Origin of the sequence: Paenibacillus sp. Leaf72 (assembly GCF_001422685.1) — a bacterium.
In the GTDB taxonomy this organism is placed as follows: domain Bacteria; phylum Bacillota; class Bacilli; order Paenibacillales; family Paenibacillaceae; genus Pristimantibacillus.
In genome coordinates, this window is record NZ_LMLV01000001.1 from 1,067,891 (window position 1) to 1,094,376 (window position 26,486).

The 26,486-nt window shown below is 51.2% G+C and carries 18 protein-coding genes; 4 read left to right on the forward strand and 14 right to left on the reverse strand.

All coding sequences use genetic code 11. From position 1 onward, the window contains the following. Positions 1-65: 65 nt before the first annotated feature. Together ASF12_RS04745 and ASF12_RS04750 are read left to right on the forward strand one after the other, a co-directional pair. Positions 66-893, forward strand: a complete 828-nt coding sequence (locus tag ASF12_RS04745; protein ID WP_056030225.1) for an AraC family transcriptional regulator — start codon at positions 66-68, stop codon at positions 891-893. A 253-nt stretch (positions 894-1,146) separates the two neighbouring features. Then, positions 1,147-2,313, forward strand: a complete 1,167-nt coding sequence (locus ASF12_RS04750; protein WP_056030228.1) for a M20 family metallopeptidase — start codon at positions 1,147-1,149, stop codon at positions 2,311-2,313. 279 nt (positions 2,314-2,592) lie between these two features. On the opposite strand, the gene ASF12_RS04755 is transcribed toward ASF12_RS04750, so the two are convergent. Then, on the reverse strand, positions 2,593-3,561 hold the full coding sequence (locus tag ASF12_RS04755; protein ID WP_056030231.1) for a 2-hydroxyacid dehydrogenase: 969 nt from the start codon (positions 3,559-3,561) through the stop codon (positions 2,593-2,595). Between the two features lie 137 nt (positions 3,562-3,698). Here ASF12_RS04755 and ASF12_RS04760 point away from each other — a divergent pair, with 137 nt between their 5' ends. Beyond that, the gene (locus ASF12_RS04760; protein WP_056030234.1) at positions 3,699-4,565 is read left to right on the forward strand and encodes a helix-turn-helix domain-containing protein; all 867 of its coding nucleotides are present in this window, start codon (positions 3,699-3,701) and stop codon (positions 4,563-4,565) included. A 343-nt stretch (positions 4,566-4,908) separates the two neighbouring features. Here the strand turns inward: ASF12_RS04760 and ASF12_RS04765 are convergent, their stop codons facing one another. The 10 genes from ASF12_RS04765 to ASF12_RS04805 all read right to left on the reverse strand — a co-directional run bounded on the left by ASF12_RS04765 (position 4,909) and on the right by ASF12_RS04805 (position 20,465). Next, on the reverse strand, positions 4,909-5,634 hold the full coding sequence (locus tag ASF12_RS04765) for a response regulator transcription factor (protein ID WP_056030237.1): 726 nt from the start codon (positions 5,632-5,634) through the stop codon (positions 4,909-4,911). A 91-nt stretch (positions 5,635-5,725) separates the two neighbouring features. Beyond that, positions 5,726-7,501 (reverse strand): two-component system histidine kinase PnpS, encoded by a 1,776-nt coding sequence (pnpS, locus tag ASF12_RS04770; protein WP_155972778.1) that lies wholly within the window; start codon positions 7,499-7,501, stop codon positions 5,726-5,728. Positions 7,502-7,943: 442 nt separating this feature from the next. Then, complete coding sequence (locus ASF12_RS04775; protein ID WP_235533095.1) at positions 7,944-12,077, reverse strand: DUF5695 domain-containing protein; 4,134 nt, start codon at positions 12,075-12,077, stop codon at positions 7,944-7,946. 183 nt (positions 12,078-12,260) lie between these two features. Continuing rightward, positions 12,261-12,392 carry a hypothetical protein gene (locus ASF12_RS36130; RefSeq protein WP_268795402.1) on the reverse strand — a complete coding sequence of 44 codons (132 nt, stop codon included), beginning with the start codon at positions 12,390-12,392 and terminating at the stop codon, positions 12,261-12,263. Between the two features lie 205 nt (positions 12,393-12,597). Then, on the reverse strand, positions 12,598-14,601 hold the full coding sequence (locus ASF12_RS04780; RefSeq protein WP_235533042.1) for a glycoside hydrolase family 127 protein: 2,004 nt from the start codon (positions 14,599-14,601) through the stop codon (positions 12,598-12,600). Positions 14,602-14,628: 27 nt separating this feature from the next. Continuing rightward, the gene (locus ASF12_RS04785; RefSeq protein ID WP_056030239.1) at positions 14,629-15,480 is read right to left on the reverse strand and encodes a carbohydrate ABC transporter permease; all 852 of its coding nucleotides are present in this window, start codon (positions 15,478-15,480) and stop codon (positions 14,629-14,631) included. 4 nt (positions 15,481-15,484) lie between these two features. Further along, a complete protein-coding gene (locus ASF12_RS04790) occupies positions 15,485-16,414 on the reverse strand; it encodes a carbohydrate ABC transporter permease (RefSeq protein WP_056030242.1) in 930 nt (309 codons plus the stop codon). A 251-nt stretch (positions 16,415-16,665) separates the two neighbouring features. Further along, positions 16,666-18,033, reverse strand: a complete 1,368-nt coding sequence (locus ASF12_RS04795) for an ABC transporter substrate-binding protein (protein ID WP_056030245.1) — start codon at positions 18,031-18,033, stop codon at positions 16,666-16,668. Positions 18,034-18,243: 210 nt separating this feature from the next. Next, positions 18,244-19,281, reverse strand: a complete 1,038-nt coding sequence (locus ASF12_RS04800) for a LacI family DNA-binding transcriptional regulator (RefSeq protein WP_056030248.1) — start codon at positions 19,279-19,281, stop codon at positions 18,244-18,246. 251 nt (positions 19,282-19,532) lie between these two features. Next, complete coding sequence (locus ASF12_RS04805) at positions 19,533-20,465, reverse strand: bile acid:sodium symporter family protein (protein ID WP_056030252.1); 933 nt, start codon at positions 20,463-20,465, stop codon at positions 19,533-19,535. A 222-nt stretch (positions 20,466-20,687) separates the two neighbouring features. On the opposite strand from ASF12_RS04805, the gene yfbR reads away from it, so the two are divergent. After that, complete coding sequence (gene yfbR, locus ASF12_RS04810) at positions 20,688-21,287, forward strand: 5'-deoxynucleotidase (RefSeq protein ID WP_056030255.1); 600 nt, start codon at positions 20,688-20,690, stop codon at positions 21,285-21,287. 181 nt (positions 21,288-21,468) lie between these two features. Here the strand turns inward: yfbR and ASF12_RS04815 are convergent, their stop codons facing one another. Genes ASF12_RS04815 through ASF12_RS04825 form a run of 3 tightly spaced genes read right to left on the reverse strand, consistent with a single transcriptional unit; the run spans position 21,469 to position 26,436 of the window. After that, a complete protein-coding gene (locus ASF12_RS04815) occupies positions 21,469-21,816 on the reverse strand; it encodes a hypothetical protein (protein ID WP_056030258.1) in 348 nt (115 codons plus the stop codon). 7 nt (positions 21,817-21,823) lie between these two features. Beyond that, a complete protein-coding gene (locus tag ASF12_RS04820) occupies positions 21,824-24,829 on the reverse strand; it encodes a DEAD/DEAH box helicase (RefSeq protein WP_056030261.1) in 3,006 nt (1,001 codons plus the stop codon). Continuing rightward, complete coding sequence (locus ASF12_RS04825; protein ID WP_056030264.1) at positions 24,826-26,436, reverse strand: SWIM zinc finger family protein; 1,611 nt, start codon at positions 26,434-26,436, stop codon at positions 24,826-24,828. The genes ASF12_RS04820 and ASF12_RS04825 overlap by 4 nt, the downstream gene beginning before the upstream one ends. Positions 26,437-26,486 lie beyond the last annotated feature (50 nt).

The following is a 26,486-nucleotide window of genomic DNA, read 5'->3' on the forward strand; positions in this document are numbered from 1 at the left end:
TTTATTGAAACTAAATCTCACAATATTCTTATCTCTATAAAAATATGAAACAGGATGTGCAGCATATGGATACAATCGCATTCCCGCTTGTAACGGATACCGAGCTTGCGCTGCCGCTTTACGTCGACATAATCGGACATTGGGGCAATCAGGAGACGATCGATCGCATGAACGGCTTTCCCCACTATCAATGGCTGCAGGTTGCTTCTGGGGAAGGCGAGCTTATTATCGGAGAAAAAAGCTATTCGGTGAAAAATGGCCAAGGCTTCTGCCTGTTCCCCGGAGTGCCGCATCGTTATTATGCGACCCGCGAGCCGTGGGATGTGCATTTTGTCAGCTTTGGCGGCAGCCTGTGCGAAACGTTGTTCGAGCAGGCCGGCATTACTGAATCCGGCGTCTATGCAACAGCAGACGGAGAAGTATTAATTTCACATATGCGCAGCATATATGCGATGTCGCAGTCGGACCGTCCTTTTCTCGGCCTGGAATGCTCCAAACTGCTCTATGCGATGCTGCTTGATCTCTTGAAGGTTGTTCGTGTCAGCTCCCATTCGGCGCATCAAAGCCTATCGCGGCTCCATCCCGTCATTCAATATATTGAAGCGCATGCCGGCAGCCTCATTACGATTGAGGATTTAGCAGGGGCGATTAATGTGACGCCGCAATATTTATGCCTATTGTTTAAAAAAGCGATGCGCATGCGGCCGATGGAATACGTGAACCGCGAGCGAATTAGCCGCAGCAAGCAGCTGATGTTCCGTGAGAGCACGCTGAAAATGCAGGAAATCGCCAAGCTGTCCGGCTTCGACAGCGCAAGCTATTTCAGCTCCGTCTTCAAGCGGCTGGAAGGTGTTGGGCCCGAGCAGTTTAAAAAAATGCACGGCATGCGTTAAGCCAGCTATTCGCACAACTCTGGGAACAGACGCTTGTACTGTGGTTCTACTGTGGTTCTACTGTGGTTCTACTGTGGTTCTACTGTGGTTCTACTGTGGTTCTACTGTGGTTGATTAGCTTGTTCAGCTTGCCCCCCGCGTATGCCGATGGGTGCCGCTGGCTATCTAGCAGACTGCGCGGCATGTTATAATGCCAGCATCTGCTTTATTTATGATGTGGTTACAAGTGGTTGCTTAGAAAGGAATGAAGAGGATGTTGAATAAACCTGCGATTTTTGAGGAAATCGAGCGTCATAGCGAGGGCTTTAAGGCGATTTCCCGTTCGATTTTTGCGAATCCAGAGCTTGGACATGAGGAATTTGAAGCCTCGGCTGCGCTGTGCGCGGAGCTTGAGCGTCAAGGCTTTAGCGTTGAGCGGGGCACGCTTGGGCTGGCTACTGCTTTCATCGCTACCTATGATACAGGCAAGCCTGGCCCGATCGCCGCTTTCCTCTGCGAATATGACGCATTGCCGGAAATCGGTCATGCCTGCGGTCATCACCTCATCTGCATGATGAGCATCGGCGCCGCAGTCGGCTTGAAATCGGTTTTAGAAGCGGGAAGCATTCGCGTCTATGGGACGCCTGCGGAAGAAACGAAGGGCGCTAAAGTGCCGATGGCAGAAGCTGGCTTGTTCGATGATTGCGATTTCGCCTTGATGGCGCATCCTTACCATACGTTTGAAAAATCCGGCGAATCGCTGGCGATGGATGCCGTGCAGTTCGAATTTACAGGAGCGGCTGCTCATGCGGCAGCCAGCCCTTATGAGGGTATTAATGCGCTCGATGCGGTCATTCAGCTGTTCAACAGCGTCAATGCCTTGCGCCAGCAAACCCGCAGTGATACGCGCATTCACGGCATTATCGACAATGGGGGCAAGGCGCCCAACATTATCCCCGACTATGCCTCGGCGAAATTTTATATTCGCTCGGCTTCGCGCATGTATACGAACGAGTTGACCGCGAAGGTGCTTCGCTGCGCCGAAGGAGCCGCCCTGCAAACCGGCTGCGAGCTGCGCACGAACAATTATGAGCTGTCTTATGATGAGCTGCGCACGAATGAAGCGCTATCGGAGCAATTTTCCGCCAACCTGATTGCGGCAGGCATTCAGGTTGGCGAAATTCAAATCGGCAAGGACCATGGCTCGGTTGACCTCGGCAATGTTTCCACGCACTGCCCAGCTATTCATCCTTATGTGAAAATCGTCGAGGAGCGCTTGCTGCTGCATACGGAAGGGTTTCGTGACGCAGCCATTACAGAGCGCGCCCTGGAGCGCATGATCTTCGGGGCGAAAATGCTCGCTGCCACCGCTGCGGATGTGTATAACGATCCAGCTTTGCTGGCACGCATTAGAGCAGAGTTTGAGCAGCAGACAAACTAAAATAAAGATTAACGATTGTATAGAGTAACTTCAGCAGCAACATTTAATAAGCTGCTACGTTCAACTCACCGCCGTTTTTCTGGTCGATTCAGGCACGCGGACACTCTATCTCGTATTCGGCTTCATCAATCTGGGGCTTGCCGTATGCCCTAGTAGATGTTCGACTTGTTGTTTTATCGCATGGCAAAAAGGCCGGTAGCTGCTCATAAGAACGAGCATACCGGCCTTTTTTAATAATGCATAGTAAAGTTGCGATTCATTGAGTCAATGAACAAAACGCTACTTCAGTTCTGGAATCACATATTGCGGCTCACGTCCATAAAGGCCATCCACAAGATTGCGCGCTGCAAGCATTGCCATATTGTATCTCGTCTGTTGGGTAGCCGAGCCAATATGCGGCAGCAGCACTGCATTGTCGAGCTGGAGCAGCGGATTGTCTTGCGTAACCGGCTCTTTTTCAAAAACATCCAGCCCTGCGCCGCGTATCGTTCCGTTTCTCAGCGCCTCAATGAGCGCCGCTTCATCAACCGTCTCCCCACGCGAGCAGTTAATAAAGATGGCACTGCGCTTCATCATAGCAAACTGCTCCTTGCCGATCATATGCTTTGTCTCCGGCGTTAGCGGCGTCATCAGCACGATAAAATCCGACTCTTGGAGCAGTTGATCAAGCGGGCTGTACTGAACGCCAAGCTGCTGTTCGAAGTCTGGCTTGCGCGAACGATTATAATAGCTGACTTCCATATCGAAGCCGTATTTTGCGCGTCTGGCAATCGTTTCCCCAATGCGGCCCATGCCAATAATGCCAAGCTTGGCGTGATGAACATCAATGCCGAACAAGGAAGTACCGATGCCGCGCTTCCACTCGCCTGCGCGAACGAGCTTATCAAGCTCCGCCACCCGGCGTGCCGCAGCCAGCATGAGCGCCATCGTTAAATCTGCCACCGTATCGTCTAGCACGTAGGGAGTATGTGTACCGATAATGCCGCGTTTTTTCATCGCATCCAGATCATTATGGTTGTAGCCGACGGAAATGTTGCTGACGACTCTCAGCTTCGGCGCCGCCGACAGCAGACGCTCGCTGATTGCGTTGCCCGCAGCAAGCAGACCTTCCACTTCATTAATTTCTTCCGCCAGCTGCGCGCCTGTAATCCCCTGCTCGCCCTCCCACATCCGGCATTCACAATGCTCATCGAGATAGTTTTTCACCTCTGGGGGTATTTTGCTCGAAATAAATACTTTTGGTTTCATGTTATAATCCTCCATTTTCCAGAATTCATGATGTTCCTGCTTTCCTGCTCTTGCCTTTCAGCCCTATCCCCTCTACAATAAATCATATTGCCTCCCGGTACCAACAATCGATTTCGTTCCCTGAAGGAGGAGCAGCCTTGGAAGCTTTTAACGAGCAGGTTCCTTACGAGAACCCGTTGCTTTCTATCCGAATTTTTCGAACACAGCGCTCAACCAGCGAATTGATCAAATGGCATTATCACAAACAGCTGGAGCTCATCTATATTATAAATGGCAGTCTCAAGATCGATATTGAGGACGACAGCTTTGATCTTGAAAGCGGAGACATCGTCGTGCTCGGCTCAAGCCAGCTGCATCGCGACCGTAATGTTGGCAAGCTGGACTATATTGTGCTGCAATTTAATCTCGAGGATTTTTTCGACAACAGCACCATACCTTATATCCGCTATTTTTCCGAGACGGAAAATCCGCTGAGCCGCGCCAATTATATTTTTCGTGAAAATAAAGCCATCCGGCAGCAGGCAAGCGAAGCGATTACTAAGCTGCTGCATGAAGCAACCCACAAGGAAACCGGCTATGAAATCGCCGTCAGCATCCAGATCAAGCAGCTACTGCTGCTTATGCTGCGTGGCGACAGCCAGCGCATCCTGGCTAGGCAGGATGATTTTGACCATATCCGGCTCAAGCCTGTCCTTGACTATGTCGAAAACAATTTGGGCGAGCGCATTCAGGTCGAGGACATGTGCCGAATTGTGAATATGAGCTACTATTATTTCGTTAAGTTTTTCAAAAAAACGATTGGCCTTTCCTTCACCGAATACGTCAATTACCGCAAAATCAAGTGGGCGGAGCGTATTTTGCTAACGAAGGATTTAAGCATTGCCGACGTAGGCGAGCGGATTGGCATGCCGAATATGGCCCATTTTTATAAAACCTTCAAAAAATACAACGACTGCTCCCCCAAGCAGTTCCAGCGAAAAATGCTGGAATGGGACCGCAGCTAAAGCTAATAGCTTCTCTGATTTTGGGTTACCATTTTCGTCTTCGGTTGTTAAGCTCTTTGTCTTTTGCACTTTCGCTCTTCCTGCTTTACAGACTTTGCTTTTTTTATTGATTTTTAGGGAGCGCGAGGAGAGGTGGGGCTGGTGTGGAGGGGAGTGAAAGGTTTGAGCTGGAGAAGCGAAGCGTTCGCTTTTGCTGCCCAATTTCTACGATGCGGAGCATTGTTTAGAGAAATTGGGCAGCAATGGCGATCGTAAGCCAAACCTTTCACGCAGCGCAGCACAGCCCTTCCTCACCGAGCCGCCGCACGCGTCCCTAACGAACGATAAAAAAAGCTTGTCCACCTTAACTTTTAGGTGTGACAAGCTTTTTGTGCATAACGAGCTTATAGCCGACGCCGCGAATCGATTCGATTTGCACCGACTGCTGTCCAAGCTCCAGCTTTTTGCGAAGCGAGCTGACGTGCACATCTACGGTACGCTGACCGCCAATGTAATCGAAGCCCCACACAACATTCATCAGATCATCGCGCGTAATAACCATGCCTGGCCGCTGGACAAGATACAGCAGCACTTCAAATTCCTTCGGACGCAGCGGGATCGATTCCCCATCCAGCACAACCTCATACTTATCCGGATAGATCGACAGCTCGCCCGCTGTAATGATCTTCTCTGTCGTTTCAGGCATCATGTTATCGTCCTGAAGCTGAGTCCGGCGCAGCACCGCAGATACGCGCGCCAGCAGCTCGGCAACGCCGAACGGCTTTGTAATATAGTCATCCGCACCATGCTTCAAGCCTTGCACGACTTCTTCCTCGGCATTGCGGGCTGTCAAAATAATGACCGGCGTCCGCAGGCCATTTTGACGCAGGCGATTTAAAATGTCGAAGCCGTTCATTCCCGGCAGCATAATATCCAAAATAATAAGATCGAAGCTGCGCTGCAGCGCCGTTTGCAAACCTTCTCCACCATGATCGGCGACCGTAATTTCGTAGCCTTCCTGCGTCAAATTGTATGACAGAAGCCTAGCGAGTGTCGGTTCGTCTTCAATGACAAGCACTTTATGCGACATGGTAACCTCCAGCATTATTGCATTTATTCAACCTTATTCTAACATGAAATTATATAGAAGTGGTAAACCTTTTGCGCTAAGTGTGAAACCGCTACTGCTGAAGCACGGGCAGCTCAATAATAAATGTCGTTCCACGGCCCACTTCGCTCGTTACGGAAATCGTTCCTTTGTGCAGCTCGATCAAATGCTTAACGATCGACAAGCCAAGCCCCGTGCCGCCTGAACTGCGCGAACGCGCCTTGTCTACCCGGTAGAAGCGCTCAAAGATGCGCGGCAAATCCTTCTTCGGAATGCCGATTCCCGTGTCGCTGATACGTATGCGGATATGGTCCTCGTTTATGCCTTCCATTTTCACGGTCACCCGCCCGCCCTCTGGCGTATAGTTGATGCCGTTCGAAAGCAAATTCATCACTATTTGCCGCAGCCGGTCTTCATCCGCTTCCATATATAGGCCTGCTTCCAGATCCATTTTCAGCTCAATCACCTTGCGCGATGCCTCCGCCTCCAGCAGCTTGAGCGTTTTATCCATAAATGCATCCATATTGACCGGTGAAAAATAAAGCGGAACCCGCCGCGACTCGATTTTCGACAGCTCCAGTATATCTCCGATCAACCGGTTCAACCGATCGCTCTCGTCAAAAATAATTTGCAGAAACGAACGTGACGTTTCCGCATCATCGACAGCTCCTGCGATCAGCGTCTCTGCGAAGCCTTTAATCGCCGTAATTGGCGTTTTCAGCTCATGCGATACATTCGCTACGAACTCGCTGCGCATCCGCTCCAGGCGGCGAATGGCGGTCACATCCTGCAGCACGAGCAGCATGCCCTCATATTCTTCCCCCTCTTGCTCAATCGGCACCAGATTCAGCTCCAGCAGCCGCTCCTCGGGAAAATAGAACGTAACCTCCTCGCGGATATGCTCGTGCGTCTCCAGCCCCTCCTGAATCATTTGGGCTAGCTCAAATTGCTGCTTGCCTTCGGCGTAATGGCGCCCTACGAGCTCGCGTGCCGAGAAGCCGAGCAATTCCTCTGCATGTCTGTTCATCAGGACGAAACGTCCGGTACGGTCGATCATGACGACGCCGTTGATCATATTGTCCAGCACGCTTTCCAGCTGGCTTTCATTTTGGCGGATTTGCGTCATTTGCACCTGCAGGCTGTCCGCCATGGCGTTAATCGCATTGCCAAGCTCGCCAATCTCATCCTGCTTGGCTACTACCACGCGCGCCTGATAATCCATATTTTTAATCCGCTTCGCGACGCTTGTAATTTGCTCAAGCGGCCGCGTCAGGCTGAGCGCAATGCGGTAGCTGACAAAGGCAGCAGCCAAAAACAGCAGCAGCAGCCCGCCGCCAATAACCGTCCATACGTTGCGGATGCTTTGCTCGACTTCACTTAGGCTCATGGCCAATCGGATAACATTGGAGTTCGGATTGCTGCTATCCGTCAATATCGCCACATAAAGCAGATTCTGATGCAGCGTATCGCTTTTCCTGATCGTTCGGCCAACGCCGTCCTCGCGCGCTTCGGCAACCTCCGAGCGGCTGTTGTGATTGTCCATCGTGGACACTTCATGATCCGAGTCGCCCAGCACGACGCCATCACCGGAAATAAATGTGACTCGGGCGCCGGTGAAGCCTTTAAGACTTTTTGCTTCCTCGGTAAAATAAGGCTCCACCTCGCTCAGCGTGCCCTGCTTCCATTCCATTTTCGCCAAAATGATGTGCATTTCCCGTACCATATTGTCTTCCAACGCACTAATATGATTTTGCTTAAACGTATTTGCCATAATAAGTCCGGCCGCCGTAACGGATAAAGCAATCATTAAAATCATAATAATCGTCAGCCGATTTCGAAAGCTGTTCACGCCAACCACTCCTCGTGTTCTTTGCCACTCGTTTATTATAATACCGGGGGACTGGTGCTTCGCTCCGCGAAGGGTTGGTCTTCCGATCGCCGTTGGTGTTGATTTTCCTGAATTATAAAAACTTCATCGGAAGATAATCCACACCAAAAGCGAACACTCCGTTTCTCCAGACCAACCCTTCACTCCACTCGCTCCATCCACCCGTTTTCTAAAAAAACCTCGTCCATCCTGAACATCTTATCATACAGATATAGAAAAATGGCACCCGCATTTTTCATAAAAAAATCCCTATAGGGCTGCGGCGAGGAGCTTATCTTGACAGATAAGCTCTCCTACTGCAAGCCCTATAGGGATTATGCCCCGCTTTTCAACGTGGGCAATGGCTATTCTAAAGCAAATATATTATTATTGTAAATTCGCTTCTAAACGCCATTTCATACTTTTAATAACCAAATACCTTCCAAGATTGGAGACCAGTTAGCACCGACTCATCGCCAGGAATAAGAACGCGAATTTTATTCGTCTTCACCGGCGTAAAGCTCGTTTCATTGTCTTCATTCGCCTTCAAGCCAAGACCCGATGCTTCCGCTACGTCAAGCCATTGCTCGCCGTCCCAATATTGAACGGAATATTGCTCCGGCAGCTTAATCGTACCTGCACCATCGTACCAATGAACACGAATGCTGCTAATCGTGTAGTCTTGGGCAAACTCGTATTGCGCCCATTGAACAGGCGCTTCAACAGCCTCTGAACCAAGAGCAGGAACACTCGGTGCCTCGGTTGCTGAAGGAGCCTCCGCACTTAGTGCGACAAGCCGAAGCAGATGCAGCCCAACTGCCGCTGCTGGTGTCACCGCACCAGTACCAGTACCAGTACCAGTACCAGTACCAGTACCAGTACCAGTATCAGTACCAGGCTGGCTCTCTGTCTGTTCACCGCTGGACTCCGTTCCTGCGTCCACACCTTGCGCTTCATCCTGCGAAGTCGTCAGTGTGCCTTGCTCTGAAATATCCGCAGCCAGCGAGGAACCGCTGAATATGGAACCGATTTCCGTAGCGCTTAACGCACGGCTGTAAATTTTGAAATCATCCAAAGCTCCATCCAAATACGGATCGCCATATTGAGATTTGCCGAGGTAATTCAAATTCGTATTGCCAAGGCTTGATGGCTTTAAGGTCATCGATGTATTAATTGCAACCTGCACCCCATCGACGTACATTCTGCCCGTCGTGCCCGAAAGCGTCACTGCAACATGCTTCCAGACGCCCGTTGGCAATGCTGTTGCATTAAGCTGCTGTTCCGCGCCATTGCCGCTTGACGTAATGGCAAAGCGCAGCCCGCTGCCGCCAGCACGCGGCGTCAAGAACATATTGGCATTCGTTCCTGTGCCAAAATCGAAAATGCGCGACCAGTCGCTAATGGTATCTAATTTGACCCATGTCGAAATCGTAAAATCATTTACAGCGCTGACGATGCCCGTCGGCAAGGACGCATAGCCGCTCGTGCCGTTAAGGTCGAGCGCATTGCCGGAATGCCCCGCTACCCATGCCGTCGTGCCGGATAACGTTGCATTTTTCCCATTGCCTGAGGAATCTGTCGCTGTCGTTCCGCTTGTCTGATTAAACAAGTAGTTCACAATGACCTCTGGCAAAGGAGCCGCAGGGTTAACCGTATGCGTAACCGTTGCATTCGCGGTCAAGCTGCCGTCACTTGCCGTAAGCCTGAATACATAAGTTCCCGCCGTCGACACCGTCGCCGTCGTATTTACAGCTGCTGCGTTTGCGAATACAGCCGTTCCTGGACCGCTAACAAGCGTCCAGACGCTCGTCAAAGTGCCAGAAGGCAAACCATCATCCGTTGCTGTTCCAGCCAGAGCAACTGGCGATGGCAGCGTGAACGTGCCTGCTGTGCCCGCACTTACAACCGGTGCTGTATTCGTTGGCGCTGTTCCTTGCGCAAGCTCAATGTCATACGTTGCAGCCGTGCCAATGTTGAGGGTAATTACAGCTGCTCCGCTGCTTGAAACGTTTACTCCGCCAGCTACAGCATTGTTAACCAAAATATTATAATAGCCAGCTGCCAAGCCTTTGAACGTTACTTTCGTTGTATGCGCCGTTCCAGAAGTCGAGCTTTTCAAATTGAATTTTACATTGTTTTTGGCCTTCGTAATCGTTGCTGTTGCAATTTTGTCGCGCTCCAGCTCCATGCCAAATTTCTCAGTAATAAGATTGAGGCGCTGGAATACGCCGTCCTTCGGCACAACCGTATAGCTGGTGCTATTGTCGGTTGCATCGCAGCCATAACAGTAGACGCCGAAAATAGGATCAACAGCTACGTCGGAGCTCAAAATTTTAATGGCGCCGAACAAGCCCAGATCTGCTTCTCCCGCCATGCCGCGCCAGCCGTTCTGCAAAGCGCCGCCGCCTACTCCTAGTGCTGCATAGTTGCCTTTTTCCGCTTGATACGTCCAGGCTACAGCACCAAGATCTGCTGCGTCTGCGCTGATCTGACCAGAGTTGATCGCACCGACGTTTGCGATTTTAGCTGCATAGGACAAGCGCTGCTCAACTTCAGCGTTGGTCGAGTTGTTGCGAACCCAATCGTCCATCGCATAGCCTGCGAGCGATACCGTGTACTGGAAATTCCACCAGTTCTCGCCGGTAATTGTCACCGGATCGGCATAATAATACCAGACCGGCATATGACCGCGTGCTGCCCGCGTTTTCATATTGATTTTGCTTTTCATCGTATTGTTGTTGTTCATCTTGGCAAGCGTGTAAACCGCTTCTTCACCCGTATTGTCATAGTTGTACTCCGATCCGTAAGGATACGTCGTGTTCGCGAAATTATTGTATTTGGTCGCCATTTTGGCGATCAAATTATTCGCTTCCGCCGTGTAGCCCTCGTCCTGAAGCGCCTTAATAATGTCCGGCGTCGTCATTTCGCCCATTAGGCCCGTGTTCCAGTTGTAAGCGACACCTGATCCGTACAGGGCGTTGAAAATGTTATAAGCCCGCAGCAGATAGGTATTTTTCGGGTTGTCATACGTAATCAAATTCGGATACAGCTTAGCGATTTTGTACATGCTGAAATACGTGTTGTAAATATGCGGATAAGCGTAGCCACGGTAGGTTGGCGTGTCATTTGGCTCCGGCATCAGGAAGTCGTGGATCAAATAATCCGTCTGATGCTGCGCCATCAGCCTGCCCCAAATAGCGACCGTCAAATAATCGTCAAGCGCCGTAACCTCGGAGGCAACAGGGGTTTGAACATTTTTCTCCGCTAAGAACTGTGCATGGGTGTAACCCCAATCATCGCCCCAGCCCCAATAGCCGTTGAAAATATTGCGTTTGGAGTTTGTATCCATCATCCAGTCGTCAAACACCTTGTCGCGAATATCGCCCGGAACGTTCCACTGCGTGCTGTTCACCATGAAGGTGGAATGCCGCTGGAGCGCTGCATCAACGGGTTCAATCGCATAAAACTGCAGAACCGTCTTTTCCCCGCTTCCATAGTTGACCGTTATTAGATTCTGTCCCAGCTTGTTCATCGTAATCGAATACAGCTTATGATTCGTGCCCGTTGTACCGAGTGACGTAATCGTCGTATCGGACGGGTATTGCGCTGTAATGGAATTGATCGTTTTCGTCGTATGCAGATCGAATTTAGCCGTTTGGTTCGTTGGCACGATCATGCCCGGAACGACCGTTACATCGATATGGCCTTCGTTGTAAAGACGATCCTTCACATCATTTTCGTTCGCTACTTTGAAAAATTTAAAGGCATACGTTTTACTTGCGCCCGGTGCGAGCGTCAGGCTCGTATTCGGCAAATAGCCGCGATTCGTGCTTTTGATCACATTGGAGTGGATGTAGAAAACGTTAAGGCCTTCAATCCAGCCGCCTTGATCCATCGCCCACTTGCTTCCCGGATGCTCCTCGACTCTCCAGCGGTCCTGGTATTCAAAGCCTGCTCCTGTGCTTGCATCAGGAACCATCAGCAAATAAGGGCCGATGCCGCTTGGCCGTGCTGCTGTAATATAGGAGCTGTTGTTGCCGACAAAGGAGTGGGTAAGCACGCGCGTTTCATAAATTTGCTCGTTGCTGCCGCCCGTCCAAAATTCATTGAACGGCAATGGCAAACCAACGTCGCCAAATTCAATCGTTTGCGTACTCGTATTCGTCAGTTCGATTTTCCATAAAAAATAATCGTTTACGAGCGAATACGTATTAACCAGCTTAAAGTTTTTGACGCCATTTGCATTCGTCGAGTTCTGATAAGTAATCGTTACGTTGTTGCCCGTCTGGCTCTGCGTTCTGCCATCGGTGGAGCTTTGTGTCAGTGCCGTCTGCCAAGCTCCAGTACCGAAGCGGTACTTGAACATGAGCTCGCCCAGCCACTGGTGATCGGCCGTGTTCTGATTCGGCGTTACTGTCGGGTTCATCACATATTGCGTGTTGAAGGTGTCTCCCGTCAGGCGAAGCGAATTGATTTCTCCGTTAGTGCCGGTGGAAATGTTGAAATTGCTGTCGGAAAGCGTGTAAGCGGAAGTGATGTGAGGAATCAATATTACCATTAAAGCGGTTACAAAAACAGATGTTGCCAGCTTAAGCATTTGCCTTGAACGAGGTAGCCATTGCATGGTCATGCGGTTTAGCCTCCCTGAACCTATTTTTATAATGCATCTGTCCTCCCCAGGATGTAAAAAGCCATCATTTTCTTGAAATATAGGAAAGTATATGATTTCGCCATACTTTCTCTATATTTCTCGGACTGAACCGCGCCGCCACAGGACGGCGACAGCCGTTTCACCTTGGGGCAGCGTCTTGCACTTCCGGTATGGTACGCCGGTATGCCGCTGTGCCGCCTTGCCGCTTTGTAATCCCCACACCACCTCCTCTCAGCGCTTTTTTCCATCAAAAAAGACCCTATTACTCAGAGCTGCGACTCCGTTAGCCTGCTGCTGGCAATAGGGAAGATGAGGGAGTAACCATTACTCCCTCATCCGGCAAACCATTTCATGCTGTGAACGCTATAGGATGGATCAACTAGGTCTCTATCAACTATACTTCTATCAACTATACTTCCATTTACTTCTATATCGTTTCTCTCACCCAAACGGCCATTTCCCCTGCACCGCGATTTGCCCAAGCAAAATACGGAATAAACTTCAGCTCGGCAGCTTCCTGCTGCCAATCGGCATTATGACGGTACAGCTGTCCTTGCCAGCCGTCCGAAACCTGCCGCTGTCCAAGCCCCGAAATCGTCTGCATGCCTCCTAGCAAAGCAGGCTCAAAAGCGGTACTAAGCTCGCTTCCCGCAGGCAGCGCCAATTGGTAAAGCTGCTCGCCATTGTCCGTTTCCTCCAAGCAATAAACGAAGGGGCCGCGCTGCAAAGCCACTTTGCCGGCATTCTCGCGCACTAGCGGATGGCTTTTCATCCGGTGAATCGGCATCGTAAATACGAGCTCTACCGTATCGCCGCTTTGCCATACACGATCGATTTTCGCGTAGCCATTGTCGATGTCACTGCTGTTAATTTGCTGCGGCTCGCCACCATTAACGACCCACGATGCTGCACCGCACCAATCCGGAACACGCAGCTTGAGCGCAAACGCAATCGGACGCGCAGTGCTGATCGTAAAGCTGACTTCACCGTCCCAAGTATAGGCCGACTTCTGTTCAAGCTGCACTTCCGTATCCGCTACTTCAAGCGTTGCCGCTCCCCCTACATACAAGTGCACATAAATGGCTGATTTCTGTACGGTGTACACATATTGCCCAAGCGAAGCCAGCAAACGCGCGATATTCGGCGGACAGCAGGCGCAGCCGAACCAGCCCTGCCTTTGCCCGCATACATGATGCGTATTTTTATTCCCGGCCAGCTGTGAAGGATTCACCTCCAGCGGATTGACGTAGAAAAAGGTTTTGCCATCCCGCGCCATCCCGCTGACGACCGTATTGTAAAGCGCCCGCTCCATCACATCCGCGTAGCGGCTGTCCGGCTCGATTTGCAGCATGCGGTGGGCGAAGAAAATCAGGCCGATCGAGGCACATGTTTCGGCGTAAGCCGTATCGTTCGGCAGATCATAATCGGAAGTAAAAGCTTCTCCCTCCGCCATTGAGCCAATGCCGCCTGTAATGTACATGCGCTTTGCCACTATGTTGTCCCATAGCTTTTTGCACGCTTGCAGCAAGGCTTCATCTCCCGTTTCAGCGGCCAAATCGGCCATCGCCGTGCACATATAGACGACACGCACCGCATGGCCAACCGCTTGCTCCTGCTCCTGTACCGGAAGATGAGCCTGGCTGTAGGGCAGATCATGGGCGATGTCCAGTTGTGGAAAATGAACCTTCCGCCCGCGCTTCTCCCACTCTTGCTCATAGAAGGACGGCTTAGCGCCCCTTTGCTCTATAAAATAACGGCTTAGCGCCAAATAATGGTCTTTTCCCGTCGCATGGTAAAGCTTCACAAGTGCCAGTTCAATTTCCTGATGACCGTCATAGCCGTTCAGCTTGCCGGGTTCCCGTCCAAATACACGATCAATATAATCTGCAAAACGGCAGGCTACCTGCAAAATCGTCTCATTGCCCGTTGCCTTGTTATAGGCGACTGCCGCTTCTATCAAGTGGCCCGCGCAATAAAGCTCATGGCATTCCGCCAAATTCGTCCACCGGTTTTCAGGCTCCTTCACCGTAAAATACGTATTTACATAGCCGTCAGGCTGCTGGGCTTTCGCAATCAACTCCACGACGCTGTCTGCTACTTGCTGCAGCGCGGGATCGGGCTCTGTTTCCAGCAAATAGCTGACGGCTTCCAGCCATTTCGCTACATCGCTGTCTTGGAATACCATGCCGTGGAAAGCGCCTTCCGCTTCGCCAGCGGCGATTTTGAAATTTTGAATCGCATGGCTTGGCTCAGCTTCCGGCACCCGGTCGTTCAGCGCCTCCCATTGATAAGGCACAACCACCTCGCGCACAAGCCGAATATAGTCGGACCAGAACGGGTCGCTAATTCTCACCTTGTCCAAGGTTAGCGGTTTTGAGCGATCCGCTAGCTTGATTCCTTCCTGCAGCTGCTCATTCATTTGGTTATTCATTCTCTTCCTCTCCTCTTCTATCTATGGTCAGCCTTTAACGCCGCCTACTGTAAGTCCTGCTATGAAAAAGCGTTGAAAAAATAGGAACAGCACCAAAATCGGAATAATCGTCATAATCGAGCCTGCAAGCAGCACCTCATAATTGTTGCTCGTAGGCGACAGCAAGCCAGATAAGCCAATCGGCAAGGTGAATTTCTCAGTTGAGCGCAGTACGATGACCGGCCACAAAAAGTTGTTCCAGCTGAACAAGGCTTGCAAAATCGTCATCGCGCCAAAAGCAGGCAGCATCAGCGGAACCATAATCCGGAAGAAAATGCCGAATTCCGTACAGCCATCTATGCGGCCCGCATCCATAAAGTCCTTCGGCAGCCCAATCGCAAATTGGCGAAAAAAGAAAATCGGCAGCGGCGCTACGACAAATGGCAATATAACGCCCCAAATCGAGTTGATGATCAGCAGGTCAATCGACAGCTTATACAGCGGAAGAATAATAATTTCCACCGGAATCATCATGACGGCAAGCACGAGTGTAAATACGAGCGCCCTTCCTTTGAAGCGGTACATCGCTAGCCCGTAACCAACCATCGAGGAAAGCAGCAGGCACAGGAAGGTAAACAAGAGCGTAATGACAAGGCTGTTGCGATACCAGTCGAAATAATTTTGCGAGCCCCCTTTTCCCGAAAAAATCATTTTGTAGTTGGCCAGCGTCATCACATCAAAGTCCAGCCTCACATTCAGTCCGTAACGAAACAGCTCTGACGCTGGTTTAAACGAAGCTAGCAGCAGTGCAAACAGCGGGAACAGCGCGAGCACTGCAAACGCCCCGAACAACAGCACCAGCAGGAGGGAGAACCCTTTATTCCCCGTTTTTTCAGCCATCTCCCTAATCCTCCTTTTTGAAAAATCCGAGCAAATTCAGCTGGATGACGCTAACGACCAAGGTGATACCCAGCAGCGTAATCCCAATCGTTGAACCAAAGCCTAGATCAAAGTACTGAAAGCCTTGTTGATAAATGTAGCCGACCATCGTCAGGCCAATATTTTGCGGTGACCCCCGGCTCCCCCACAGCATAAAGCTTTCGGTAAACATCGCATAACCGCCATAAATGGTAATCGTGAAAACATAAATGGTGATCGGCTTTAGGAGCGGAATGGTAATTTTGAAAAACTTGCTCAGCGTGCCCGCACCGTCCATGTCCGCCGATTCATACAGCTCACGCGGAATGCCCTGCAGCGCCGACAGAAAGTACAGCATATTAATGCCTGCCCAACGCCAGGTGGCGAGCACGACTAGCGCGAACATGCTAAGCGAGGGGCTAAGCAGCCATTTTTGACTGGAAAGGCCAAACAGCGAAATGAAGGAATTCATAATGGCCCCATCCAGCTCGCTAAAAATAAGCCTGAAAATAATGCCCGCGACCACAATGGAGGTCAAAGCCGGTATAAACAAGCTGGCTCTGAAAAAGTTTTTCGCCCGCATAATGCTGGAGTTCAGCAGTGCCGCAAGCGTGAGCGGCAGCGGAATGAGCACAAGCAGCGTCCAAAACACATAACGCGAATTGTTCCATAAAGCCTGATAAAAGTCGCTGTTCCACAATTTGCGGTAGTTGGCTAAGCCAATAAATTTCACATCGCCTGGCAGCACCTGCTGAAAGCTCATAATGACCGCATGAATGAGCGGATATGAGAAAAACAGCAGAAACGAGACGATAAACGGCAAAATAAACAAATAGGGAGCAAGCTTCTGCGAATTCATGCGCCTGGGCGCTGTTTTTTGCTTCTTAAGGGCGAGCCTGCCCGTGTTGGCATTCATGCTGATTTCACCTCCGACTTGCGCATACTTAGGAGCTGCGAGGAAATTAGCGGTACTTTATTTCGTCGCAGTCTCTTATAGTTAACGTTTTCTGTATAGTCGCAGCGCTTGCGCTGGCTGCCTGAGCAAGCCGGGCTTAAGTTGCAGCCTCTCGGCTAGAGCACTGGCAGCCATGCGAGCGCAGGCGTCTTGCTAAAAACCTGTGTCCCTCTCGAATTGCTCTTTAGCTCTGTGGTTAATTGATTAATTGATTATTTCCCTGTATCCTTGCGAAGCTTAGCTGCGACTTCTGCAATTACGGTTGCTGGATCTTCATTGAATTGGAATATTTTAGGAACAATTTCATTACGTACCGCGTCGAACACAACTGGCGACGTCTCGCGAATGTTAACCGGATAAATTTCATCCTTGATTTCAGTCAATGTTTTGAAAATATCTGTGCCGAAGTAGTCGGTAAATTTATTCGGCTCCGCCATTGCTGGATCGCTCCATACTTCGGTACGGATTGGGTCCATGCCAAGCTGCTTCCATACTTGAATGTTGCCGTCTTTGGACAGCTTCGCATAAGCAAGGAATTTTTTGGACAGCTCCAGATTTTTCGTCTGAACAGTAATCGACAAGCCGGTTCCACCCATGCCTGCTGAACGATTGCCGCCTTCTTCCCATGCCGGCATTGGACGAATGATCATTTTGCCTTTCAAATCAGGCATTTCATCCGTGAAACGGTTCATAAACCAAAATGGCATAAATACCGATGCTGCTCCGCCGCCATTCATAAAGGCTTTGTACTCTGGCGTATCATGACCAACACCTGGTGAGACAGCTGCGATTTTTTCATCTACCAGCTTTTTAAAGAAAGTCATCGCTTCGATATTGCGCGGATCATCAACGGTAATTTCGCCGTTCGGGCCCACCTGATCGGATTTCAGCTGATTGATGGCCGGCCACCATGACCAGTTGCCCGCGCCTTCAAACGTGATGAACGGCACTCCTGTTTTTTCCACTACCGTTTTCCCGTATTTCTCAACATCGGACCACAGCTTAATATCATCCGGGTTGACGCCTGCCTTATCCATCAGCTCCTTGTTGTAATACATGACCGTTGCTCCAACGTGCATATCTACGCCATAATACTTGCCGTCCTTGCTGTAAATATCGACGCGGGATTTAACGATATTCGGAATTTCTGGATCAACGATATCATTGAGCTCCGCAAGCTGAACCTCTCCCTTCATAAAATTCGGGAATTTGCTTTGCTCGATATCAACCAAATCCGGTGCCCCTTCATTCGATTGCAGAGCAAGCAGCAGACGTGTATGCATGTCATCATAAGGAATCGTTTGAGCGTCCAGCGCGATTTGCTGTTCTGGATTGTTTTTGTTCCACTCATCCGCCATAAACGTGTAGAAGTCTGCATGCTGCTGGACGAACGTCCACAGCGTCAGCTTGACCGGGTCTGCTGCAGGCGCCACCGTCTCTGCGGAAGCTGCTGCTGACGGCTCAGTCGTTCCGCTGTTCGCTGGTGCGGCCCCTCCATTCCCATTTCCGCTGCTGCAAGCCGCCATCAGCATTGTGACTGCTAAAATGCTTGCGGTTATACCCAATCTCCCTTTTTGCATTCCATCATCCCCCGTGAACGTTTTTTATGCTTAATCCTTGCGGATTATAGCTGCACATTGGTAAGCGCTTACAGTCAAAAGTTAAACGTTTAGATTTATATTGAAAAGTAACGGATGGTACCGTTTTTCACCATATACTTCCGTATTGCAGCAGGTAGTGGGCAACCATCCGTTATTGTCATACTCATTTTTAATAATCAGGGTACCTATTCATGTGGCAAGCTCAGCTACTGAATCCCGTTCAATCAGCTTGCAGACAGGCTTCTCGCCCGTTTCGACTTTCTCTCCTTGCAGGATATGCGACAGCGCCTCCATGGCCTTATATCCCATTTCATGAAGCGGAAGATCCATCGTTGTAATACTTGGGCTAACGTATTCGCTAAATTCGCGGTTGTCAAAGCCGATAATCGACAGCTGCTCAGGAATTTGGATGCCCAGCTCCTTCGCGGCCCGCATGACGCCGACAGCCATAACATCATTCATGGCCACAATAGCCGTAGGCGGCTCGGGTGTCTCCAGCAGCTCTTTCGCCAGCCGGTAGCCGGATTCTGCCTCCCAGTCGCCCATTTTAATCCACTGTGGATTGAATGGCAGCTCGAATGCCGTAATCGCTTTATAGAAACCGCCCAATCTCAGCCGCGAGGGCATGGAATCCACCGCCCCGCTGATGATTGCAATTCGGGAGTGGCCCTTACTGGTCAAATAGCTGATGGCTTCAAAAGAAGCTTGCTCGTCGTCGTACTGAATGGACACATCGTTTTGCGTATAGCAATACGTATAGACGATGGGCTTGCCTTCCGTATCGAACAATCCCGTCAAATCACGGGGATGCGCGCCGATATAAATCATGCCGTCCACTTGCTTGCCAAGCAGCTCGGACACGGCATCTTCCGCATATTTGCGGTAAGCGTCCACCTGGTCGAACTGGCGGCCTATCCGCTTATCCAGCCGCAGGTTGGTCAGCAATATATGCATGTCGAGGCGATCTGCGCAGTCGTTGATGCCGTCGATAATCTCCGGCACATTAAACACCGTCACATCCTCTGCAATGACTCCAATCGTATTCGTCCGCTTGCGCTTCAAGCTCTGAGCCGCATTGTTAGGCTTGTAGTTCATCTCCTCAATGACCTGCTCGACCCTTTCGCGCGTCTTTCGGCTGACATTTCGCGTGCCATTTATGACATAAGAGACTGTGGCGGTTGAAACTTGGGCTTTGGCAGCGATGTCTTTAATGCTAATAGTCGACAAACCGTCACTCCTTTATGTTAAACGATTAGATTTTGTTCTAAATTGGTTATAACACATGAATTCATTTTTATGCAAGCGCTTTTTTATTAGGCCATGAATTTTAAAAAAAGCCAAGGTCTCAAAATCACCTTAGGCTTGGAAACTCCTTCTTCCTATGAGCATTACATGAAGTGAGTTATCAACTGTTTTACCAAACCGACAGCCTCGTTCTTGTATCATTTTCGCTTGTCACATACTTATGATAAACCTCCCTAACGTATAATCATTGATTTCTCTAAGTGTTCTTTCCTTTTTTGCATCTTTTGCAAAATAAAATGATGGAGCGTCGCCAGCGGCTGCTGCACCATAATAGACAGAACAACCGGCACAGCAGCCAGCGGGCTGAAATAGCCGAGCGCCAGCACCATGCCTAAGGAAATGTTGCGCATGCCTGTCGCAAACGATACCGTAATTTGCACCTCTTTGCTTACTGCACGCATCGTTCCGATAAAGCCGACAGCGTAGCATAGCGAGACGAGCAGCACAACGAGCGGCAGCAGCTTGAACAGGTCGCCCTTAAGCTGCTCGGTATACGGGGCAATTGCCGCTGCATTCAGCGCGACTACCGCCACAAAGCACAGCTTTGAAAGGGGTGCTGCGACAGGCTTAACCTGCTCCAGCAGCCGCCCGCGGCTCAATTGATGGAGCAGCACGCCAAGCATCGTTGGCAGCACAATGATGAGCAGCAGGTCCAGCATCAGCGGCGCACTCTCTACCTCTACTGCCGTTTGGAAAAATAAATGGAGCCCTGCCGGCACGACAAATGGGCATAATGCCGAATCGATAACGACCATCGCGAGCATAAGCGGTACGCTGCCGCCTGACATGCCGACCCATAGAACCGTAGACACGCCAAGCGGAATAATAGTAAACAGCACGAGCCCCACCACATAAGGCGATGATGCACCGAACAGCAGCGTCCCAAGGCCATAGGCAATAATCGGACAGAGCACATGGGCGAGCAGAAACGTCCAGGCAAGCACGCCCGGCTTCTTCATGACCGCACCAAGCTCCTTCACCCCGCAGCCAAGCGCCATCGTCAGTGTCACATAAGCGAACAAATAAGGCACGGCCGCCACCATGCTGCTGAGCCTATCGGCAAATATAAATCCAACAATTAGCGATACGGGAATAATAACGAACATCCATTGCTCAAAATAACGGTTAAAAGCTAGTCCAAACGCTTTCGTAAGCCATCCCTCTTTTGCTAGGTTCTAGAAGTCTATATAAGCCATATTTTCAATAAAAATAAAATCAAGATGCAGGCGCAGCCTAGCTGCCCTTGCGTTCAGCCTTTATAATAGCATAGAACAGCAATCGTCTTTTGCTTTCATATCTATTTTATCGCACAAAGGAGTCAGCATCTCATGGACAGTCATTTTTTTGCTTATATGTACCGCCTGAACTATATTGAGCGCTGGAGCCTCATGCGCAATACGACAAAGGAAAACGTCGCCGAGCACTCCTTCCGCGTTGCCCTGCTCGTGCATATGCTATGCGAAATCGGCAATTCGTTTTTTGCCAAACAATTTAATGCCGATCGCGCGGTGACGCTCGCTTTGTTTCACGATGCGACGGAGGTGTTCACTGGCGATATCCCTACCCCCGTCAAGCATCATAATCCTAAAATGCTCGCCAGCTTTCGCGAGCTTGAAGCCCTCGCCGCTGAGCGGCTGCTCGCGATGGTTCCTGAGCCTATGCAGAAAACCTACGGCCCGCTGCTCGGCAAGCACCACGGCAGCCTTTCTCCCGAGGAGCAAACGCTTCAAGCGATGGTGAAAGCCGCTGATTTGCTCGACGCTTACTTGAAATGCCTCTATGAATTATCAGCAGGCAATCGCGAATTTCTCGTGGCTCGGGGACAAACCGAACAAGCGCTGGCTGCGCTAAGCATGCCCGAGGTCGAATGGTTTCTCGCGCATATGGCGCCAAGCCTCGGCATGACGCTTGATGAGCTGTCTGACTGACGCTAAGCTAGCTCTTATCTAAGCTTAGCGATATTAAACTAACCCAAGCCAAGTCGGGTCCGCAGCTGCTGGATATTGTTGCCCTAGCGTATTCATCTAGGCTGCTCCATACACGAAATGGAAGAAAGGACGGAATAAACCCCGTCCTTTCTTCCATTTTTTTCGCTAAGCAGCCCTAAGCTCAGTCGCGCATTTTCGCTACATAAGTGCTGACTGCTTCATAGAAAGCCTTCCATTCTTCATTCGATTGTTCTGCTGAACTAGTCTCAGGAAGCATCTTCAGCTGATCATCCGAAGGCTGTATAGGGTTAATCGCCCCAAGCTCCTCAGCCCTTGATACTTCGTTTCGTGCATCGTTAGGCACGTCTCCTGCTGCATTTGAAGCTGTGCTCCATGCTTCACTAGAAGCCACTCCCAGCGTTTGGGCCTGCAACTGACCTACTTCGGCCTCGGCTGTTCCTTCGCCGCTGCGCTTGCGGCGCTCGGCCATTACTTTCGTTAGCTGGTCTCTCAGCTTCTCTTCCGCCATCTGGCACTCATCCTTTCAGCCAGTTTTTCCGCAGCTCAAACAGTTCCTTCAGCTCATCTGTAGACAGCTCGGTTATCCACTGCTCAGACTGGCCGACCACTTGGTCATTCAGCGACTGCTTGCGTTCAATCATTTCATCGATTTTCTCCTCAAGCGTGCCTAGCGTAATAAATTTATGAACCTGCACCTCGCGCGTCTGCCCAATCCGGAAGGCGCGGTCAGTTGCTTGATTTTCCACCGCCGGATTCCACCAGCGGTCAAAGTGAAATACATGATTGGCCGCTGTAAGATTGAGTCCCGTACCGCCAGCCTTAAGCGAAAGGACGAAAGCGCTGCAAGGCTGCTCGGGATTTTGAAAGCCTTGAATCATCTCATCTCGCTTTATTTTGGGCACTCCGCCATGCAAATAAGGAACGCTCGTGCCCAGCCGCTCTTCCAGCAGCTTCTTGAGCTGATGGCCCATCTCAACGAACTGGGTAAAAATCAGGCAGCGCTCCCCTTCGGCAGCGACCTCCTCCACCATATCCATCAGGCGGGCGACCTTGTTCGAACGATCTTCCTCCCACTGCTTCGCTCCGCCGTTATCCCCTTCCATCAGGCCGGGATGATTGCAAAGCTGCTTAAGCCGGGTCAAGGAAGCCAGAATAAGACCGCGCCGCTGCATCGCTCCTAGCGTATCAAGCTTCTCCAGCAGATCTGAAACAATATTTTCATACATCGCGCCTTGCTCTGCCGTGAGCGAAATATATGTCTTGCCTTCGAACTTCTCCGGCAACGACAGCTGGATAGCCGGGTCCTTCTTAATGCGGCGAAGCATGAACGGCTTCACCCAGCGCTGCAAGCCTGCGATCATCTTCTCATCCCGCGTCCGTTCGATTGGAGCGACAACTTCCTTGCGGAACTCATTAACCCCGCCCAAATAACCTGGATTAATAAAATCATAGATGGACCACAGTTCGGTCAACCGATTTTCCATCGGTGTGCCCGTCAGCGCTACCCGGTGCCTTGCAGGCAGCTTGCGAATGGCTGCCGACTGCTTCGTGTAAATGTTTTTTATATTTTGCGCCTCATCCAGACATAATGCATCCCAAGATACGGCGCCTAAATCCTCTTCATCCAATTGGGCCAGCGAATACGAGGTAATGACCAGATCCATGTCACGTACAGCCTCCTCGAACGCTTCGCCCTTCTCCCGCTTCGGGCCATAGTGAAGATGAACCTTAAGCTGCGGAGCAAATTTCTCCAGCTCCTTCTCCCAGTTGCCGATTACCGAAGTTGGGCATACAAGCAGCGAAGGCGCGTGAGCTAATGCCAAGGAAGCTCCGAGCTTAAGCTGCTGCTCGCGCTGCTCCTTCACATAAACGAGATAAGCCATGAACTGAATCGTCTTTCCGAGACCCATATCGTCTGCAAGGCAGCCGCCAAAGCCGAATCTCCGCAAAAACAACAGCCAAGAAACCCCTTGCAGCTGGTAAGGACGAAGCTCGCCAAGGAAACCTTCCGGCTTGTCGATAAGCGGAATTTCCGACGTATGCTGAAGCTGTTCCAGCCATCTGGACAGATGTTCATTGAGCTCTACTTCGGCCCGCAGGTCATGGACCTGCTCCTCCTCTTCCTCCAGTACAGCTCCGCCCATCAAGTGCATTTCCATGACATCGCGGAAGGACAGACCGCTTTTCTTGCCCATTTTCGAAACCCAGCTGCGGATTTGCGCCACATCCTGCGGATCTAAATGCACCCATTCGCCGCCAATTTTCATCAAGCGCCGGTTTTCCTCTGCGAGGCGCATAAACTCGGCTTCCGACAGATCGACATTGCCGAGCGCCATTTTCCAATCGAATTGCACGATTTGGTCGAGTCCGAACATCGGCTGCGCATCCGAGCCAACCGATGATTTGACCTTCGCCTTTAGCCGCAGCTTGCGTGATCTAACGGCTTCCCACCAGCTTGGCAGCAGCACGGGACAGCCCGCGTCAAGCAGCGTCAAGCTTGCCGATTCCATGAAGCTCCATGCTTCATTGTCTGACAGCCGCAGCTTGATTTGTCCGGCTGCTGCCGGATCCTGCCAACCCGGCAATGCGCTAACCCACTTCGCTTCCTCTTTCGCAAGCTTTGCGGGCAGCAGGGGCAGCCACTCTTCGGGCAGACTCGCCTCAGCCTCAGCAGGCCCTAAACCTTCCGTCCCCGCCTTCCACGAAAGCGGAGATTCAGGCTCGCTGTCCGCAGTCAGCTCCCATGCTCCGGCAGCGCCGCGTACTAGCGGCAGCCAAGCACCGCCGCTGCGGCTTTGCAAAGCCGGCCGCAGCGTCCATTCCGGCTGCTCGCCCGGCTCCACGAGCTGCAAAGCCACCTTAAACGGCAGCGAATCTTTACGCAGCCCAAGCGCAATCAGCCAATCTTCCTCCTCGGCCGCTTTGCGCAAAACGACGATTTCGCCGCCAGCAGCTGTGCCGACCTTCTGCCACGCTTCCGCAGCCAAGCTATCCGGTTGCTGCAAAACCTCTTCTATCGCCAAGCTTAGCCAGCGCTGCACATCAACATCTCCCGCATGCCCGGCTTCCTGAATAAGCCGTTCCCACAGCGTATTTGCCTCGCCGCCTGTCTTCGTTTCCGGCACATTCAGCTTCCACGCCCGCTGCTCCTCCGACCAGCCGCTCCAATCCGGCATAAACCAGCCTTGCAGCAGTGCCTCCCGAATCAGGGAAGCCAGCTCTCTCAGCCGCTGGGCTCGCTCCGTCCACTCTACCTGCAGCAGCCGTGCATGCTTGGGCTGCGACAAATAATCGACCGCCAGCAGCGGCGACAGCAGCAAAGCCTTGCGATCGCCATGCTGGGCATCCTCCACCTCCGTGCCGTACCAGGATGCTTTGTGCCAAGCGAATAGCACGGAACGCAGACGTATCGCCGACTCCTGCTGGTCGCTAGCAAACAGAGCTATCCGGTATTCGCCGCTCTCCGCTTTCATCCAGCAGGCGTCCATCGTTAAAATTCCAGTGCCAATAGATGCTCTCATGTCACAATTTTTCCTTTCCACAGCTCCTCTTGGAACGCGCGCAGCCGCTGGTATTTACGGCTGACGCCCGTAATATAAACCTGCCATCTGTCCATTTCCTTCTCGGCTTTATATATACGCTCCAGCTTTTTGAGCTGCTTCACCGCCATTCGATAGCCTTGGCGATTGCGCGAGCTGATCCAATTGTCGATGGCCTGATGATAGAGCGGCATCATGACGCGCGGGTTCACCTTTGACACCTCGCGCACATCCTGAATCGGCAAATCATCGGGCTGGGCGCCAATCAGCATTTGCAGCTCAGCCCATTCCTCGTATTTTTTCTGCGCAAACCAATGCTCCGTAAGCTCCGAATAAGAATGCGGCAGCAGCGACGTCATGTAGGACGTCCATTTCAAATTATCCGGTTGATCCGTATCCGCGCGGCGGCATAAAGTTAGAAACGGTCCCACTGTCCTTCCGCTCCGAATCGCATAAATTTGCTTGTAAAGATAGGTCATCCACGCCTCAAACGGCTCCCAGTCGCCTGCTTCCAGCCGCTGAGCTGCGCATGTATATACCATTTTTTGCGAACCTCTAAAATCCGTTTTCCCGAAATGGGCCAAAGCTTCCTCATCCTGCCCATCGAAAAAATACATCATCGCAATCGCCGTATGAATAAATGTGTCGTTTACTTGCTCATCAGCGTTCTCCGTCTGCTCACCTGCCGATGCGAGCATCGAAGCCAGCTCACGCTGCTGCCAGTCCCGGTTTTCCGACATCTTCCCGCACAGCGCCAAATAAATATAAGGCCAGTCGAACAGCTGCTGCTCCTTGCGCAGAGCTCGGTTATAGGCATATCCAACAACCGCATCAGCCCATTCACGCTCATCCTCCAGCATTTCGGCAGGAGACAGCTCCAGTACGAGCGTATAATAATGCTCCAGCCATGGCTCAGCCATACGGACGAACGACATTTCGTGATAATAGCGGCTGAATGAATCTACCGCTTTAATCGCCAGCTCCGCCTGATCCAGCACGAATAAAATGACATTCATCCAGTGCAGGCGCTGCTTTTTTTTATCCCAGTCTTTGGACGTGCCTTTGAGTGCAGACAGCACGGGCTGCAAGGAGTGCAGCGAGTGGCGGCATACGCGCCATGAATCGCCATACTCCTGCTCCATCCACTCCTGCCAATCTGCAGGAGACGCATCCATGCCCGGGGTAGAGGCTGCTCTCCCCCGCTGCTCCACAACGACAGCCGCCCGCGGCGCAGGCTCCGGCTGAAGCCCGGTCAGGCGCCGATACGCAGACTCCGGAGTGCCATGAAGCGCCTGATTTTGATCGCAAAAAGCAAAAAATACGGCGGACATATGCTTGCAGAACCCGCCATACGGACACGTACATCTGCTATATGCAAAATCCATCACATCAATGCTTACCGCATACAGCTCCGACCCTGCAACGACGCCTGTCAGCAAATGCTGATCATGCACCTCCACTTTTCGAACATAGCCTTTACGAAAATATTCCCAGCCGCGCTCGACAATAACCTGCTGCATATGCTCCCTGATATTGCCTTCTAACAGCTTCAATAGCTGACCGTCATTTCTAGTCAAAGCTTTGTTCACCCGCTTCCTTCCGCTCAAGTAACATTCTTTCCATTATAACACATGAGAAG